Here is a 15,162-nt window from a genome sequence, read left to right as displayed (position 1 = left end):
TCGAGATCTGCCATGAACTTTCCGCTTCGCGTCCTCACCCTCGGTTCTGCCTCCTGCCTCGCCTACTTCGCCTGCGTCGGCCTTGCCTACGCTGGAACGCTGAGCGCACAGGGGGCCGTGTCGGTGATCAACAACACCAACCAAATGCAGGGGGTCGTTGGTACCGGCGACTTCAACGAAGGCAACGCCGGGGGCGTGCCCGCCAACGTTTATGCGGGCCAGGGCATGACCTGGCGCAGCGGCCAGCTGACGGCGATCCTGCCGGGCTGTGAAACGCCCGGCTCGGGGACGATCCCCAGCTACCAGACCAACGGCGCCTACTTTCCCGGTCCAATCGCGGGCGGCGGCGTGGCCAACGGCACGTTCGCCTATCATGCCGGGGTCGTGACCTTCGACCAGGCGATCACGCAGGTCGGCCTGGTCGCGAGCCGCAACGGGACCCAGTACCTCACGGCGTGGGACACGAACGGCAACATGCTCGGCCAGGTCAAGTGGGTGCCGGCCAACGACGCGGCGTTCATCGGGATCGACACCAACGGCGTGCCGGTTGGCATGGTCGCCTATGGCAACGACGATCTGTGGGGCGGCGGCACCTACAACATCGGCGGCTCGACGATCATCTCGGACTCGTGGCAGTGGGCGGTCGGCACCCCGTGCGTGAACGCCAACGACTGCATGGACGACAACAACCCGTGCACGGCCCCGCCGCAGTGTGTCCAGGGCGCGTGCGTCCACACCCCCGACGACAACGGCGTGTGCCCCGACGACGGTGAGAGCTGCACCTTCGACGAGTGCCAAGACGGCCTGTGCGTGCACCCCAACAACCCCGACGGCGAGTGCCCCGACGACGGCAACGAGTGCACCAACGACATGTGCCAAGACGGCGCGTGCGCTCACCCCAACAACAACAACCCCTGCGACGACATGGACGCCTGCACAGAGAACGACGCCTGCGGTGGCGGCTCGTGCAACGGCGACGACATCGTGTGCATGGACAACAACCTGTGCACGGTCGCCGCGTGCGATCCCATGATCGGCTGCGAGTTCAACTGGCAGATGGGTTGTTGCATCACGGATGAAGACTGCGCCGACGGTGAGGTCTGCCTGCTCGGCTCGAACTCGTGCATCCCCGATCCCAACCCCGGCGATGGGGACGGCGATACGGGCGACGGCGACGGGGACGGCGACGGCGACGGCGACGGCGACACCGGGGACGGCGACGGCGATGGCGACACCGGGGACGGCGATGGCGATCCCGGCGACGGCGACGGCGACGGCGACGGCGACACGACCGGCGGCAATGAAGGCGGCGACGACGAGACCGGCGGGGGCACCAGCACGGGCACGGGCGTCAACACCTTCGGCGGCGGCGACGAGGTCGGCGACGAGGGCTGCAACTGCTCAACGGACAGCCGCGGGGCGGGTGCGCTGTTTGGTCTGCTGGGGCTCGCGCTGCTCGGAACGATCCGCCGCCGGCGCGACGACGAATAGTCGCTAGAGCGGCGTGGAATAGTCTTTCACCTGGGCTGCGTGGGACCGCGTCGGTGCGGTACCATGCGTGCGCGACGCGCCGGCCTCCGCCGGGCGCGCGCTCCCAGGACTCCCCATGAGCGACGACCAAGTTCGGTCCACCCAAGACGACACCGAGATCGATCTCGACGCGATCGAGGCGCGCACTGCCATGCTCGCGGCCGAGAAAGAGCAGGCCGCCAAGGTCGCGGCCGAGGCGGCGCCACCCCACGCCAACGCCAGCGCGAGCGACGACCGCCCCTCCAAGTTTCTTGGCGTGCTTGGCTTCGTGGCGGTCGCGCTGCTCTCGATCGGCGCGGTGTTTGCCTATCAGAGCTACACCAAGCAGGCCCAGCTCGAGCCCGCGGCCAGCATCGGCGCCAAGCTCGAGCTCGCGGCGGGCGAGGTCGTGCTGCTGTCCGACGACGGCAGCGCGTCCGAAGATCGGCTGCTCTCGGGCACCCCGCTGCCGCTCGGCGCCAAGCTGCGCACGGGCACCGGGGCGCGCGCGCTGATCCGCCTGTCCGACGGCAGCCGGATCTTCCTCAACGAGGCGACCTCGATCGAGCTCGGCGAAGACACGGGCGTGAGCGTGCTGGCCGGTGAGCTGTGGCTCGAGACCCCGCCCCTCGAGCAAGAGCGCGAGCCGCTGGTGCACCGGGTTGCGTCGGCGACCTTGGCGGTGTCCGACGGCGGCGCGAGCCTGACGGTGACCGACTCGGGCGCGATCATCTACGTCGCCGAAGGCGTCGCAACCGTCACCAGCGCGGGTGGCCGCAAAGAAGTCCGCTCCGGTGAACAGGCAACGATCGACGGCGGCGACGCGCCGCAGGTCACCTCTGTCCCCTACTGGGACGACTGGACCGGGGGCATGGCCGATCGCCGCGCGGGCGGTGCGATCGGTGGCGGCTCGGGCTCGCTCTACGCGGTCGATCGCTACGCCGCCCCGGGCACCCCGTCGCTGCCGCTGCAGATCTCCAGCCAGAGCGTTGACATTGCGATCGATCAGGGCCTGGCCGAGACCCGCGTGGATCAGCGCTTCTTCAACCCCTCGGACCGCGACGTCGAGGGCTGGTACTGGTTCACGATCCCCAACGGCGCGACCTTGGTCGGGTTCGCGCTCGAGACCAACGGCGAGCTCGTCGACGGGGAGATCGTCGAGAAGAAGCAAGCCGCGGCCACCTACGAGCGCGCCGTCGCCAGCAACGACAACCCCGCGCTGCTCGAGTGGATCGACGAGCGGACCGTCCGCGCCCGCGTGTACCCGGTGCCGTCCATGGGCGAGCGCCGGGTGGTCGTGCGCTACCAACAGCTGCTCAGCGAGAACCGCGGCAAGCTGCGCTACAGCTACCCGCTCGCGGGCGGCGGGGCTGGCCGCGAGGCGCCGACGATCGAAGAGTTCGCGCTCGCCGTCGAGCTGCGGGGCGAGCTCGCCAACCAGTACACGATCTCGACCCTCGACGAGGCCACGGTCTCCAACAACGACGGCCTGATCACCATGCGCCGCAGCGGGTTCACGCCGCGCGCCGACTTCGAGCTCGAGCTCACCCGCAAGCCCGACGAAGAGCCGGCCCCGCCCCTGCGCCTGAGCCAGTACGAGTCGGGCCGCGATCAGGCCCGCTTCGTGATGCTGCGCTGGCTGCCGGATCTCGAGTTCGCCAAGGTCAACCCGCGCGCGGACGTGGTCGTGGTCGTGGACACCTCTGCGTTTGGCGACGACGCCGAGCACCAGAGCCGCCTGGCCGTCGCCGAGGCGCTGCTGCGCAGCCTGTCCAGCGAGGATCACTTCGCGCTGATGGCCGCGGATCTGACCGCCGAGGTGCTGTTCCCGGCCAAGGGCCTCAGCCCCGCAACCCCCGAAGCAATCAAAGAAGCGCTGGAAGTCCTGACCAGTCATCGCCAGGGCGGCGCCACGGATCTGGGCGCGATCTTCGAGCGCGCGCTGACCCGGGTCCACGACGCCGAGCAGCCCGCGATTGTGTATGTGGGCGACGGCCTCGCGACCAGCGGTGAGCGTGGCGCCGATCAGCTGACCGAGCGCCTGCGCCGGGCCCTGGCGGGCTCGCGCGCGCGGCTGTTCACCGTTGGCGTGGGATCCTCGGTCGAAGAGCGTCTGCTCGCCCGGCTCGCCCGCGTGGGCGGCGGTGACAGCCTTCGCGTCGAGACCTCGGACCAGGCTGTCGTGCGCGCGCTCGAGCTGTCGGCCGCGCTCAAGACCCCCACGATCACCGATCTCGAGCTCGAGCTTGGCGAGGGCTTGGACGATCGCTTTGACAACGCAACCGGCAAGCTCGCCCGCGGGCAAGAGCTGGTCGTGCTCGCGCGGACCCACAACGAGCTGCCGGCCTCGGTCACGATCCGCGGTCGGCTTGGCGGCGAGAGCTTCGAGCGCGACTACCCGCTGGTCCGCCGCAAGGACGCGCTCGAGTTCGTGGTCCCGAAGCTGTGGGCGGCCGCTCGGATCGAGCGCCTGCTCGGTGACGGTCGCGGGCCCGAGGCGGTCCGCGGCAAGGTGCTCTCGCTCGGGCTCGAGTACGGCCTGATGACGCCCTTCACTTCGTTCTTGGCGCTCGAGAGCGAGCGGGCCTATGCCCGGCAAGGTGTCGAGCGCCGCGATCGTCCGTGGGACTTTCAGCTGCTTGGCGCGGTGCTGCCCAACCAGTGGGAGGTCGAGCCGAATCGGCCGGACTTCAGCGACTCGCCCGACCCCGGCGAGCTGCTGCTCGGGGCTCTGATGGCGCCGATCGGCTGCTCGAAGGCCGAGGCGCCCAACAAAGCCAATCACGAGGACGCATCTGTGGCCTCGGCCCAGAAGGCCAGGCGCGACGAGGGGCGAATGGGCAACTCCAGCGCGCGCCCGGACGCGGACAGCAAGGACGAGGTGGCCGCGGCCGAGCCCGCGCCCGCGTCCGAGCCCGCGATGGCGGCCGAGAAGCCCGAAGAGGAGAGCGACGCGATGTACGAGGAGGCGCCTTCGGCTCCGCCCGCCTCGGCGCCCGCTGCTACGGGGACGGCTGCAGAGGGAGGCAAGGGCGGCCCCGGTCGGGCTGGTGGCGGTGCCGCCAACGATCCCAGCGCGGGCGACAGCCCGTTCCCGCCGGGTGGCGCCCCCGCGAGGCGCGAGCCGCCCAGCGATGGCTACGCCGCAAAAGCGAAGAAGTCCGCGAACTTCGCGGACGACCTCGTCGCCGAGAAGGACGGCGCGTTTGGGAGCGACAGCGAGGTCGAAGACTTCGACGACAGCGACTTCCTCGGCCAAGGCCAGGATGAGCGCTCGAGCGAGCCCAAGCCCAAGCCCGCGTCCAAGTTGCCGCGGCAACAGCTCCGGCGCTCGCAGGTGGTCTCGCCGGTCGCCCGCAATGAAAAGCGCCCGTGCAGCGACGCCTCGGCCCGCTCGCTGGCCCAGCGCAAGGTCTTGTGGGAGCAACGGCTCGAGCGCACCCCCGACATGATCGCCCGGCTGCGCGCCTACGAGAACGCGGCCGCCAGCTGCGAGCTCGAGAACTGGAAGCAGCAGCGCGTGTTCTTGCAGCTGCTGCAGGCCCAAGCCGCGACCGAGGCCGAGATCGAGCTGCTGCTCGCCCACTTCAACGGCGAGCAAGAGTCCCAGGCGTTCCTCGCCCGCGCGCTGCTGCGGCGCCTGGTCGAGCCTGGGCTGATCGGCGCGGTCGAGCGCAGCATGTACGGCGGCACCCTCGACTGGCGCGCCGTCGCCGACGAGGCCGCGCGGGCAACCAGCGCAGGCGCGGCGCTCGAGATCGTCAGCCTGGCGCTGACCAAGCACGCCGACGCCAGCGAAGACGAGCGGCTGCCCTTGGACCTGCTCCGCATCGATCTGCTGTTCGAGCTCGATCGCGTCAACGAGGCGATCCTCGCCGCCCGCAAGCTGCGTGAGCGCGGGCTGATCACCCCGCTGCTGGCCCAGCGTCTTGGCGAGCTGCTCGTCGAGGCCGGGCAGGACGAAGAGGCCAAGCGCGTGTTCTCGGAGATCGTGGAGTACGACCCAAGCGGCGAGTCGACCCGGCGCTTGCTCGGCGACATCTTCCTTCGCCATGGCTGGTACCAAGAGGCGTATCGCCAGTACCAAGATCTGGTCTCGCTCAGCGCCGCGCCGACCGACGTGATCCGCATGGCTCGGGCCGCGGCCGGGGCGGGGCGGGTCGACGAGGGTCTGCGCCTGCTTCGCAAGGTGATCGGCGGCGAGGGTCGGCCGGGCGCCGATGATCCGCGCCGCTTCGCGCGGCTCCACGCTGCGCTGTTGATCGGCGAGCTGCTTGCGACGGACGATCAGCTGCCCACGGCCAAGCTCGAGCGCGAGCTCGACCGGCTGCAGCTGTTCGACACGCCAACGACCTGGACGCTGATCAGCTGGCGCGACCTCGAGCATGATCTGACCCTCGGCGTCGAGCCGCTGCCCGCGAACGCGGACAAGGCAACGATCGAAGCCGCGAAGAAGGCCGCGCTGCGGATCAGCGACGGTCGCCTGGCCGGCGACACTGGGCTGTGGGCGATCCAGACCGGCGGACTTGGCGATCTTGTCGTCCGGCATCGCGGCGAGGTGCCAGCGCGCGCCGTCAGCTTCGAGCGGATCACGATCACCTGGGACGGGGAGCACTTCGAGGTGACGCGGGAGCTTGGCACGATCGCAGCTCGGGCCGCCCGCCAGGCCGACGAGCCCGATCAGAGCGACGAGCCCGACGCCGACGCCGACGCCATTTAGTTAGTCCATCGGCATCGGGCCGTGGTCATGGGCAGCGCCGCGCACCCCTCGAGCGAGCTCAGGCGGACGCCGCGTTGCATGCTCGGCCGATCGTTCCAGACCTCAGACCGCGATCCCGGGCCGGCGTGACTCCGGCGGCTCAAAAGCGGACTCTCGGGCGCGGTGTGGGGGACTCTCGCCATCTGGCTCGCGCTGTCGCTTGGGCCGCCCGAGGGCCCGGCCCCCGACCCAGTGCCCGAGCCCCCGCCAGAGCCCTACCGAACCGAGGTCGTGGTCGGCCGCGAGCGGGACGAGGGTGACGGCCTCGCGGCCCAGCGGGCGATCAGCCGGCGCAACGTGGGGTTCGTGACCGCGATCGATCTCGACGCCGAGCCCGGCCAGCGCCCGGCCGACGATCTCGCGGGCGTCGTCAGCCGGGCCCCCGGCGTGACCGTTCGATCCCTCGGCGGCCTGGGCCAGTTCAGCTCGATCACGATCCGCGGCAGCACCAGCCAGCAAGTGCCAGTGTTCCTCGACGGCGCGCCGCTGACCGGCAGCCTCTCGGGCCTGGTCGACCTCTCGACCCAGCCCCTCGACGCGCTCGCCCGGATCGAGCTGTACCGTGGCTACGTGCCGATCCGCTACGGCGCGGCGGCGATCGGTGGCGCCATGGATCTGGTCGGCGCCGTCCACCGCGGGCCACCCAAGCTGAGCGCCGCGGCCGGGTTCGGCAGCTACCTCGCCCGCGAGGCCCGGCTCGCCTACGCGGGCGCGCTGACCAAGCGGCTCTCGCTCGCCGCCCGGATCGGCTACGCCGGCAGCCGCGGTGACTTTCGCTACTTCGACGACGGCGGCACGCCCCTGCTGGCCACCGACGACGCGATCCGGCGGCGCGTCAACAACGAGTACGACCGGCTGTTTGGCCAGGTCCGGCTCGATCACCGGCGTGGACCGCTGCGGGTGTCGTCGCAGCTGATCGGCTGGTGGAAGCTGCAGGGGATCCCCGGCACCGCGTCGGCCCCGAGCGCCGACGCCTCGCAGCGGGTGGTCGCGCTGCGCAACATCACCCGCGCGCGCATGCAGCTGGGCTCGCGCGCGGGGGTGCCGGGCCACGTCGAGTGGATCGCCAGCGTGGCCATGGAGGACCGGGTGTTTCGGGATCTCGGCGGCCAAGTCGGGCTCGCGGCCGACGACGAGCACGCCCTCAGCTTCGACCTGTGGCTGTCGCCGCGCCTGCGCGTGCCGCTGTGGCCAATGGCCTGGCTGGAGCTCGTTGGCGAGCTGCGCGGCGAGTGGATCGACATCGACGAGCGCTTCGGCGACGACAGCGACAACCCTGGCGATCCGCTCGCGTCGGGCGACGCGACCCGCTCGCGCTTCTCGGCCGCGGCCGGGGCCGAGCTCGAGCAGTGGCTGTTCGAGCGGCGCTGGTCGATCTCCGCGGGCGCGCGCATCGACCTGGCCGACAGCCGGTTCGCGGTCCCAGCTGGCGCGGGCGAGGTCGACGATCAGGGCGCGGATCAGGTCGCGTTTGGGGTCTCGCCGCGGGTGGGGACCAAGTTGGTGCTGACCGACGGCCTCGATCTGCGCGGCAGCGTGGGCCGCTACCTACGGTTTCCAAACCTCGGCGAGCTGTTTGGCGATCGCGGCTACGTGGTCGGCAACGAGGGCTTGCTGCCCGAGCGCGGGACCAAGGTCGACGGCGGCTTGGTCCTGGATCTCGAGCAGATCGGCGGGCGCGAGCTCGGCATCTTCGCGCAGGTCGTTGGCTTTGCGACGTGGAGCGAAGATCTGATCCAGTGGGTCCGCAGCGGCCCGGTCGTGCAGCCGATCAACGTCGCGGGCGCGCGCGTCCGTGGGCTCGAGTCGGGCTTGGGCCTGCGCGCGTTCGGCCGCGATCTCGCCCTGGATCTGACCTACACGCTGCTCGACAGCCGTAACGACACGCCCGAGGCCGAGCAGCAGTTCAAGCCGCTGCCCGGTCGGCCCCGGCATAGCGTGCTGGTTCGGCCGGCCGTCGGTCACCGCTTCGACCTTGGCCGGCGCGGGATCGGCCTCGAGCCGCGGATCTTCTACGAGCTCGAGTGGATCGCGGGGAGCTTCCTGGATCTCTCGGGCCGCGTGGAGCTGCCCGCGCGATCGCTGCACGCCGCCGGGATCTCGCTGCGCATCGCCGAGCGCGTCGAGCTTGCGATCGAGGGTCGCAACCTCAGCAACCGTCTGCGCGCCGTGATCGATCCAGCGTTTGGGCCGCCGACCGCCTACCCCGCCGCGATCAGCGATTTCATCGGGTTTCCGCTGCCGGGGCTGAGCGTGTGGGGTAGCGTCCGCGTCGAGCTGATGCCGGGATCCGGATCGCGTGATTGAGACCGCCACACAGTTGCTGCACCGAGGTGCGTCGCCGTTGCTGCTGCTGCTGCTCGCGTGCGCGCCCGAGCCCGAGCCCGAGCCCGCGCCGCCGCCCTTGGTCGACGCCACGATCGAGGCCGGCTACCCGATCCTCGACGGGCCCTGCCGCGCGCCGATCAGCGAGCCGAGCCACCTGGTCGTGACCAGCACCGACTTCAACACGGGCGCGGTCGGGCTCGTGGATGTGCAGGCGCACAGCGTGAGCCCCGATCTCGCGCTGGCGTCCTCGGACGCGGTGCCGATCGTCGATGCCGGGCGAGTGTTCGTGATCAACCGGTTCGGCTTCGACTACATCGACGAGCTCGACCCTGACGATCAGCTCGCGCTGATCCACGAGTGGCCGATCCAGGCGGCGACCCCCGCGAACCAAGACGCGCCCGCCAACCCACATGCGCTCGCGCTCGATCTCGCGGGGCATGCGTGGGTCACTCTGCACGGCGCCCCCGAGCTGCAGCGCTTCGCATTCCCAACGCTGCATGGTGCGCGAGTCCACGCCGAGCTGGCCGCGGATCTGTCGAGCTTCTCCGACGACGACGGCGTGCCCGAGCTCAGCCGCGTGATCGGCTGCGGCGAGCACCTGTTCGTCTCGGCCGAGCGCATTGATCGTGAGCAGTGGATCCCGGCGGCGCAGACCCTGCTGATCCCGTTCCGGCCAGGCGCCGCGCCGGCGCTGTTCGAGTTTGACGCCGAGCGCCCAGGGCCCGATGGGATCCGGTTGCTGGGCGTAGGCGTTGGACCGTGGCGGCTCGATCCTGGCGACGCGAGCGGCACCGTGATCGTGCTGCTCAACTCGGGGCTCGAGCGGATCGACCTCGCTGGCGGGACCAGCGAGTGGGTCGTGCCCGAGCAGGTCTTCGCGGAGCTTGGCTACGATCGGCTGCAGCTGTCGGGCTTTGACTTCGACAGCACGGGGCGCGCGTGGATCAGCGCTGCGACACCGGACTTCGCCAGTTTTGCGTTGCTGCGCGTGGATCTGAGCGGGCCTGCGCCCGCGCTCGTGACCGAAGTCGAGGGGCTCGAGAGCGTGACGGGGGCGCTCGAGATCGTTGGGGATCAAGCGTGGTTCGCGGACACGACGATCGGCGCGTCGGGCTTGCGGGTGTTTGATCTGAGCCAGAGCCCCGTGGCGGAGCTGCCCGAGTCGCCGCTCGCGGTCGGGCTCGCGCCCATGAACATGGCCCCGCTATCCCTCTGACCAACCTTCAGTCGCTCCAGCCCGCGTGGAAGCAGGAGCCCCACAGCGACAGATTGATCCGAAGCATGCGCCCAGACCGAAGCCTGGCCGCGCACGCGCCCGAGCTGCACAGGTCCCTCGGTCGCTACTCGGCGACCTCGGAGACGTCATCCCCATCGATCTGATCGATCTGATCGACCTGATCGACTTCGCCATCGCTCTCCCCGTCATCGCCTTCCGGATCCTCGGCAACGCTGACCTCCTCCTGCGGGTCCGCGCTCGCACCCACATCGTCGCCCGAGTCTCGTGCACGCAGCTTCGCAGCGATCGCCTCGTCGAGGGCCGCGCGGACCCGCTCGGCGAGGGGCCCGAGCTTCTCGTCCATCTCGATCGCCCACAGCAGCCCGTTCACCGCCTTGACCCACCGGCTGCGCCCGCCCCTCAGGTCGATCTCGCCGACCGCTGAGCCTGTTCGAGTCAGGGACGCCTTGAGCTCCGCCCGCTGGTCAACGACCTTGCCAAGCGCGACGCCTGCCGCGATCCAAGCCCCAAATAGATCGTCGAGGGTGTGCTCACCAACGACGATCGCCGCGAGCTTGGCCCGCATGTCTGGGCTCACCGTGCGCTCGAGCGCGAGCGCGGCCCCGCCCTCTTCGAGGAAGGGCAGCTTCACCACGTTCAATCCATCGGGAAACAACACGCCTTGTAGCTCTCGGTATTCGTCGGCTTTGGCGTCGTCGTTGGCCCCCTCACCCAGCGCGTGCAAGTGGTAGTAGACAGATCGGGCCTTGCGGTCGTGAAGGATATCGAGCTCACCCGCGGCGTCGATCAGGTTGCGCAGCTTGGCGTGGGCCTTGGCGCGCTTGTTCTTGAGCTCGGCCAGCGGCTCGTGGCCCTTCTTCAGCTCTTCGAGCATGGCGGTGCCGAGATTGGACACCCCGAGCGCGTTGATGAACTCCTCGTCGTTGAGCCATTGGCCGGTGAGATTGAGCATCGCGTTGAGATTGAGGAGATGGAGGTTTTTCACGTTCTCGGGGTAGCAGCCGAGGCACCTCGTGCAACTGGGTCCATTTGCCCCACATTCTCGCTCACGACATCGCCAATAGTGTCGAGTTGGACTCCCGTCGGGAGTGCAGGTGGGGCCGCCCGGCGGTTCGCGGCTACGGCCAGGCCGCGCAGTGACGTGGACGCGGGCCAGAGGTTGCCGTCACGAGTGAAGTGTTGGCGCGAGCAGAAGCTGGGCCCGCGCCCAGGCGTGGATTGTATGCGGGCGGACTTCTCGGGGATGGCTTCACCTCGCAATTTTCACCCCACCGACCAGGCATCGCTGCCGGCGAGCCTGTCGAGCGCGCGAGCAGACTCGCATCGCCTGCCGGCACGCTCTTTGACAGCGCCCCGTCTCCACACACGCTCGCCGACGGTGCGCGTTTGCTGCGGGCTGGCAAGTTTTGTAGCCGCGGGCGGCCGGTTTTATGCGCCCGCGTGCGCTCGTTCCAATGACGACGAGCACCAGTGGTGACGCGGGCGAAGATCGAGGGATGCCGACGAGCCCCAGTCTCGAGGCACGCGAGACTCGAGCATCGAGCGCGACGCTGGAAGATCGTCGCGCTGGGTCTTCGTCGACGAAGTCGGGCTGGCTATCGCGGCGCGGTGAGCCGAGCTCGATGGCTGCAGAGCGCTGCGGAGGGGCGCGGGCAACCAAACGACTGCGCGCGGGTGCGAGAGCGCGGCCGCGCCGCAGAGCGGACATGCGGGCGGACGCAGGGTCGCGGCGGGTGGCGACGCGCGTGGCCGCGCGCGGCCTGGATCGAACGCGCGCCGACGCAGGCACGGTCCCGACGGCCCGCGAGCTTCAGCTCTCCATCGAGATCGCCACGACCTCAACCTCGCCGCTGAAGCTGACCGCGATCGAATACTGGGTGAGCTCCGCGCCGACGGTGTAGTCGCACACCAGCGTCGCCGAGATGAAGACCGCGTTGACGAGCTTGGCGAGCGCGCTAACGCCAGAGTGTTGGTTGAGCGCCTCACCGAGCGCTTCAATGTGGTGAGACTCGTATGAATCGACCGCGTCGCCCTCCTCCCCGCGCGCGAGGTCAGCCGCCATCGCCTCGCGGGCGCGGGTGTCGAGCGCGGTGAGGCAACATCGAGACAATGTGCAGGTCTCGAGGCCCAGCGCTCGGTCGGATCCTCGAGCACGACGAATGGGTAGAGGCTGAACTCGAGCAGCTCGGTCGCCGTGAGGTGCCGCAGCGCGGCGAGGCGCAGCACGGCGTTGGTCTGGATGTAGAGCAATCGGACCGAAGGCGTGCGCACGAACCATTCGCCCGCCTCGACCCCACGTTGCAACAGCGCCGCGAGTGCTTCGATCCGAATCGCAACATGACGCAGGTCGACGGCGCGGCGCCATGAGTTGAGCTGACCGGTGATCGGTCGCGCGGTGTCGAGTCGAGCGCAGGCGTCCGTCAGGCAGCGATTGCGCGGGTGCTCGGAGGTCGTGAGCCGAACTGACCGATCATCGGTCGGCTGCCAACCGGGCCGACAAATGTTAGGAAGACGCAGCGAAGATCAGCGCTATCCGACGCGCGGGTGCTCGTACATGATAGCGTCGGGCACAGCCTGACCCAAAGACACCGACACGCGAGATGCGAGATGCGAGATGCGAGACCGAACCGGGAACTATCGCTTGATGTACATGCTGGGCCGCGGCGGCATGGGGCAGGTTTGGGGCGGGGTTCGGCTCGGGCGCGAAGACATGGTCATGCCCTGCGCGATCAAGGTTCTGCACCCCGCGCTCGCGCAGACCGAGGACGAGCGGCAGCGCTTCTTCAACGAAGCCCGCATCGCCGCGCAGCTGGATCACGGTCGCATCGTCAAGGTCACCGACACCAGTGAGGTGCAAGGCTCCCCGTGTCTGGTCATGGAGTGGGTCGACGGGGTCAACCTCCGTGAATTCATTGACAAGGCCGGGGTCCGGCTCGAGCTCGACGTGTGCCTGTACATCGTCGGCGAGATCCTCTCCGCCCTCGACTACGCCCACGAGCGCACCGTGGCCGGCGCGGACGCTGGCGTGATCCACTACGACGTGACGCCGGGCAACATCCTGATCTCGTCCAGCGGCGAGGTGAAGCTGACCGACTTCGGCATCGCCCGCTTCAGCGCCACGGCCGAGGGCACGCTGTCGCGCTCGGTCGGCACGCCGCGCTACATGTCGGCCGAGCAGCTGAGCGGGCGCGCCCGAAGAGAGACAGACATCTACAGCCTCGGGGTCGTGCTGCACGAGCTGTTGGCGGGGGCGCGATACCTCGAAGGTTGCGATCGGCAGCAATTTCAGACGCTGGTGTTGGACGGATACGTGCCCGAGCTGGACCGGCCGCACACGCCGGGGTGGGTCGAGCAGCTGCGTCGTCGGATGTTGGCGAACGAGCCTGGCGATCGACCGCGGGCCTGCGACGCGCTCTCGCTGATCTTGCACAAGACCGCGCACTATCACCTCGCTAGCCAGCAGCTGCGCGATCTGTATCGGCGGGCGATCGGCGAGCGGCGCTCGGGGCTGACCGAGTTGCTCGACACCGACGACGTGCCGGCTGCCTATCGTCGGCTGTGCGGGGAGCGGGCGCCCACGCCCACGCCCGGTCACAGGCCGCCGGTCTCGGGGCATAGCCGCCCGGACACGCGCACGGGGTCGCCTTCGTTCGAGGCGCCGATCACCGCGACCGAGGTGCTCGCTAGCTCGCTGCCGGAGGCGATCCCGGGCGCCGCCAGCATCGGAGCGCCCGCGGAGCAGCCGACTGAAGCTGGCGGTCGGGCGATGCCGTGGGTGATCGGTGGGCTGTTCGCGGCCATGCTGCTGTTCCTTGGCGCGGCGGTGGGCGTGCTCGCGGCGTCGACCCGTGAGGGCGCCGAAGCCATTGAGAACCCCGCGACGGTGCAGGTCGCCGGTGTCGAGCCACGCGCTCAGGCGGGCGACACCGGGTCGCCGGAGCGGGTCGTAGCAACGCCCGGAGCCGCCGCCGCGTCCGAGCCCGCGCCCACGCCCGAACGGGCGGCCACGCCAGAGCCAGAGCCAGCGCCGGAGCCAGATGTCGCGCCGGAGCCAGAGCCAGAGCCAGATGTCGCGCCGGAGCCGGAGCCGGAGCCGGAGCCGGAGGCCGATGTCGAGCCCGAGCCCAAGCCCAAGCCGGTCAAGAAGCAGGCTCGCAAGGTCGCGGTCACCTTCGTGATCACCGGGGTCGCAACCGCGACACTCCAGATCGGCTCGCGCTCCCTCGCCTACAATCGAGTGGCGGTGACCGAGCTGCGCCCCGGCGCCTACCCGGTCCGCTGGCGCGAGTCCGACGACAAGCCATGGCGCGAGGCCGGGGTCATGAAGCTCGCGGAGCCAAAAGTGGACGCGTATTACGAGGTCCAGGTCGGGACCACCAGCGTGCGCGTCGTCCTGCGCGAGAAGGGATCGGCCAAGTGATCACCCAGTCCGCCGCGCTGCCCGAGATCGGCGCTGCGATCGGCGACGGGCGCTTCGAGCTGCTGGGCAAGCTCGGCGAGGGCGGGATGAGCTGCGTGTTCCATGCTCGCGATCATCAGCTCGGCCGCGAGCTGGCGCTCAAGCTGCTGTTACCTCGCTACCTCGGGCGGCCCGAGCGGGAGCAGCGGCTCATCAACGAGGCGATGTACCTGTCGACGTTGCAAGGCCACCCGAACATCGTCGAGCTGTGCGACTGGGGTCGACTGCGCGGGCTGGCCGGGCCGACTGGGCCCAACGGGCACGACTGGCCCTGGCTGTCGACCGAGCTATTGCGGGGCGAGGCGCTGGACTTGTTGCTGGCCCGGACAAAGATTGAGGCCGCCCGTGTCATCGACATCGCCGCGCAGGTCGCGAGCGGGCTGGCGGCCTGCCACGAGCGTGGCGTCGTGCACCGCGACGCCACGCCCAGCAACGTGTTCGTGCTCGAGGGCGGCGCGGTCAAGCTGTTCGACTTCAGCCACGCGGGCGAGCTCGACGGGCCCAAGCTGGTCGCGGGGGCGCAGGGTCGGCTCACGGGCGTCCACGACACGCCCGGCACGCTGGGCTACATGGGCCCCGAGCAGGCCGCGAAGGCGCCCGCCGAGCCAAGCATGGACGTGTTTGGATTTGGGGTCCTGCTGTTCGAGATGATCACGCGGCGCAACCCGTTCGCGCAGTTTGCCGATCGAGACGCGTTCATCGTGGCGCAGCGCGAGGGCCAGCTCGAGGTCCCGCGCCTGCACGCGTGGGCCTACGAAGTGCCCGAGGAGCTCGCGGCGATCGTCGGCGACTGCACGCTGCGCAGCTCGGCCGAGCGGCCGACGATGGCCGAGGTCTCGCGGCGCTTGCAGGCGCTCGGCGCAGGCTCGC

9 protein-coding genes are annotated in these 15,162 nt (G+C 69.9%); 7 read left to right on the top strand and 2 right to left on the bottom strand.

The window, feature by feature from the left end:
* Positions 1–12: 12 nt before the first annotated feature.
* The 4 genes from DB30_RS41365 to DB30_RS12140 all read left to right on the top strand — a co-directional run bounded on the left by DB30_RS41365 (position 13) and on the right by DB30_RS12140 (position 9,812).
* Positions 13–1,491, top strand: coding sequence for an MYXO-CTERM sorting domain-containing protein (locus DB30_RS41365; protein WP_052548579.1), 1,479 nt, complete (start codon positions 13–15; stop codon positions 1,489–1,491).
* Positions 1,492–1,606: 115 nt separating this feature from the next.
* Positions 1,607–6,229 carry a VIT domain-containing protein gene (locus tag DB30_RS12150; RefSeq protein ID WP_052548578.1) on the top strand — a complete coding sequence of 1,541 codons (4,623 nt, stop codon included), beginning with the start codon at positions 1,607–1,609 and terminating at the stop codon, positions 6,227–6,229.
* A gap of 162 nt (positions 6,230–6,391) precedes the next feature.
* Positions 6,392–8,575, top strand: coding sequence for a TonB-dependent receptor plug domain-containing protein (locus DB30_RS12145; protein ID WP_052548577.1), 2,184 nt, complete (start codon positions 6,392–6,394; stop codon positions 8,573–8,575).
* The gene (locus tag DB30_RS12140) at positions 8,568–9,812 is read left to right on the top strand and encodes a hypothetical protein (RefSeq protein WP_052548576.1); all 1,245 of its coding nucleotides are present in this window, start codon (positions 8,568–8,570) and stop codon (positions 9,810–9,812) included. Before DB30_RS12145 ends, DB30_RS12140 begins: the two co-directional genes overlap by 8 nt.
* Before the next feature lie 124 nt (positions 9,813–9,936).
* On the opposite strand, the gene DB30_RS12135 is transcribed toward DB30_RS12140, so the two are convergent.
* Together DB30_RS12135 and DB30_RS12130 are read right to left on the bottom strand one after the other, a co-directional pair.
* The gene (locus DB30_RS12135; RefSeq protein WP_052548575.1) at positions 9,937–10,818 is read right to left on the bottom strand and encodes a hypothetical protein; all 882 of its coding nucleotides are present in this window, start codon (positions 10,816–10,818) and stop codon (positions 9,937–9,939) included.
* Between the two features lie 825 nt (positions 10,819–11,643).
* Entirely contained in the window at positions 11,644–11,943 is a 300-nt protein-coding gene (locus DB30_RS12130; RefSeq protein WP_052548574.1) for a DUF2004 domain-containing protein, read from the bottom strand.
* On the opposite strand from DB30_RS12130, the gene DB30_RS12125 reads away from it, so the two are divergent.
* The 3 genes from DB30_RS12125 to DB30_RS12115 form a co-directional block, all read left to right on the top strand.
* The gene (locus DB30_RS12125; protein ID WP_052548573.1) at positions 11,943–12,200 is read left to right on the top strand and encodes a hypothetical protein; all 258 of its coding nucleotides are present in this window, start codon (positions 11,943–11,945) and stop codon (positions 12,198–12,200) included. The genes DB30_RS12130 and DB30_RS12125 overlap by 1 nt on opposite strands.
* Before the next feature lie 247 nt (positions 12,201–12,447).
* Positions 12,448–14,253: a serine/threonine-protein kinase gene (locus DB30_RS12120; RefSeq protein ID WP_052548572.1), complete on the top strand. Its 1,806-nt coding sequence runs from the start codon at positions 12,448–12,450 to the stop codon at positions 14,251–14,253.
* The coding region (locus DB30_RS12115; protein WP_165703730.1) for a serine/threonine-protein kinase at positions 14,250–15,162 on the top strand (913 nt) is incomplete at its 3' end. The genes DB30_RS12120 and DB30_RS12115, both read left to right, overlap by 4 nt.

Source organism: Enhygromyxa salina, from assembly GCF_000737335.2.
In the GTDB taxonomy this organism is placed as follows: domain Bacteria; phylum Myxococcota_A; class Polyangia; order Nannocystales; family Nannocystaceae; genus Plesiocystis; species Plesiocystis salina_C.
The sequence above is the reverse complement of the archived record's forward strand: the minus strand, read 5'-3'. Positions and strand labels throughout refer to the sequence as shown.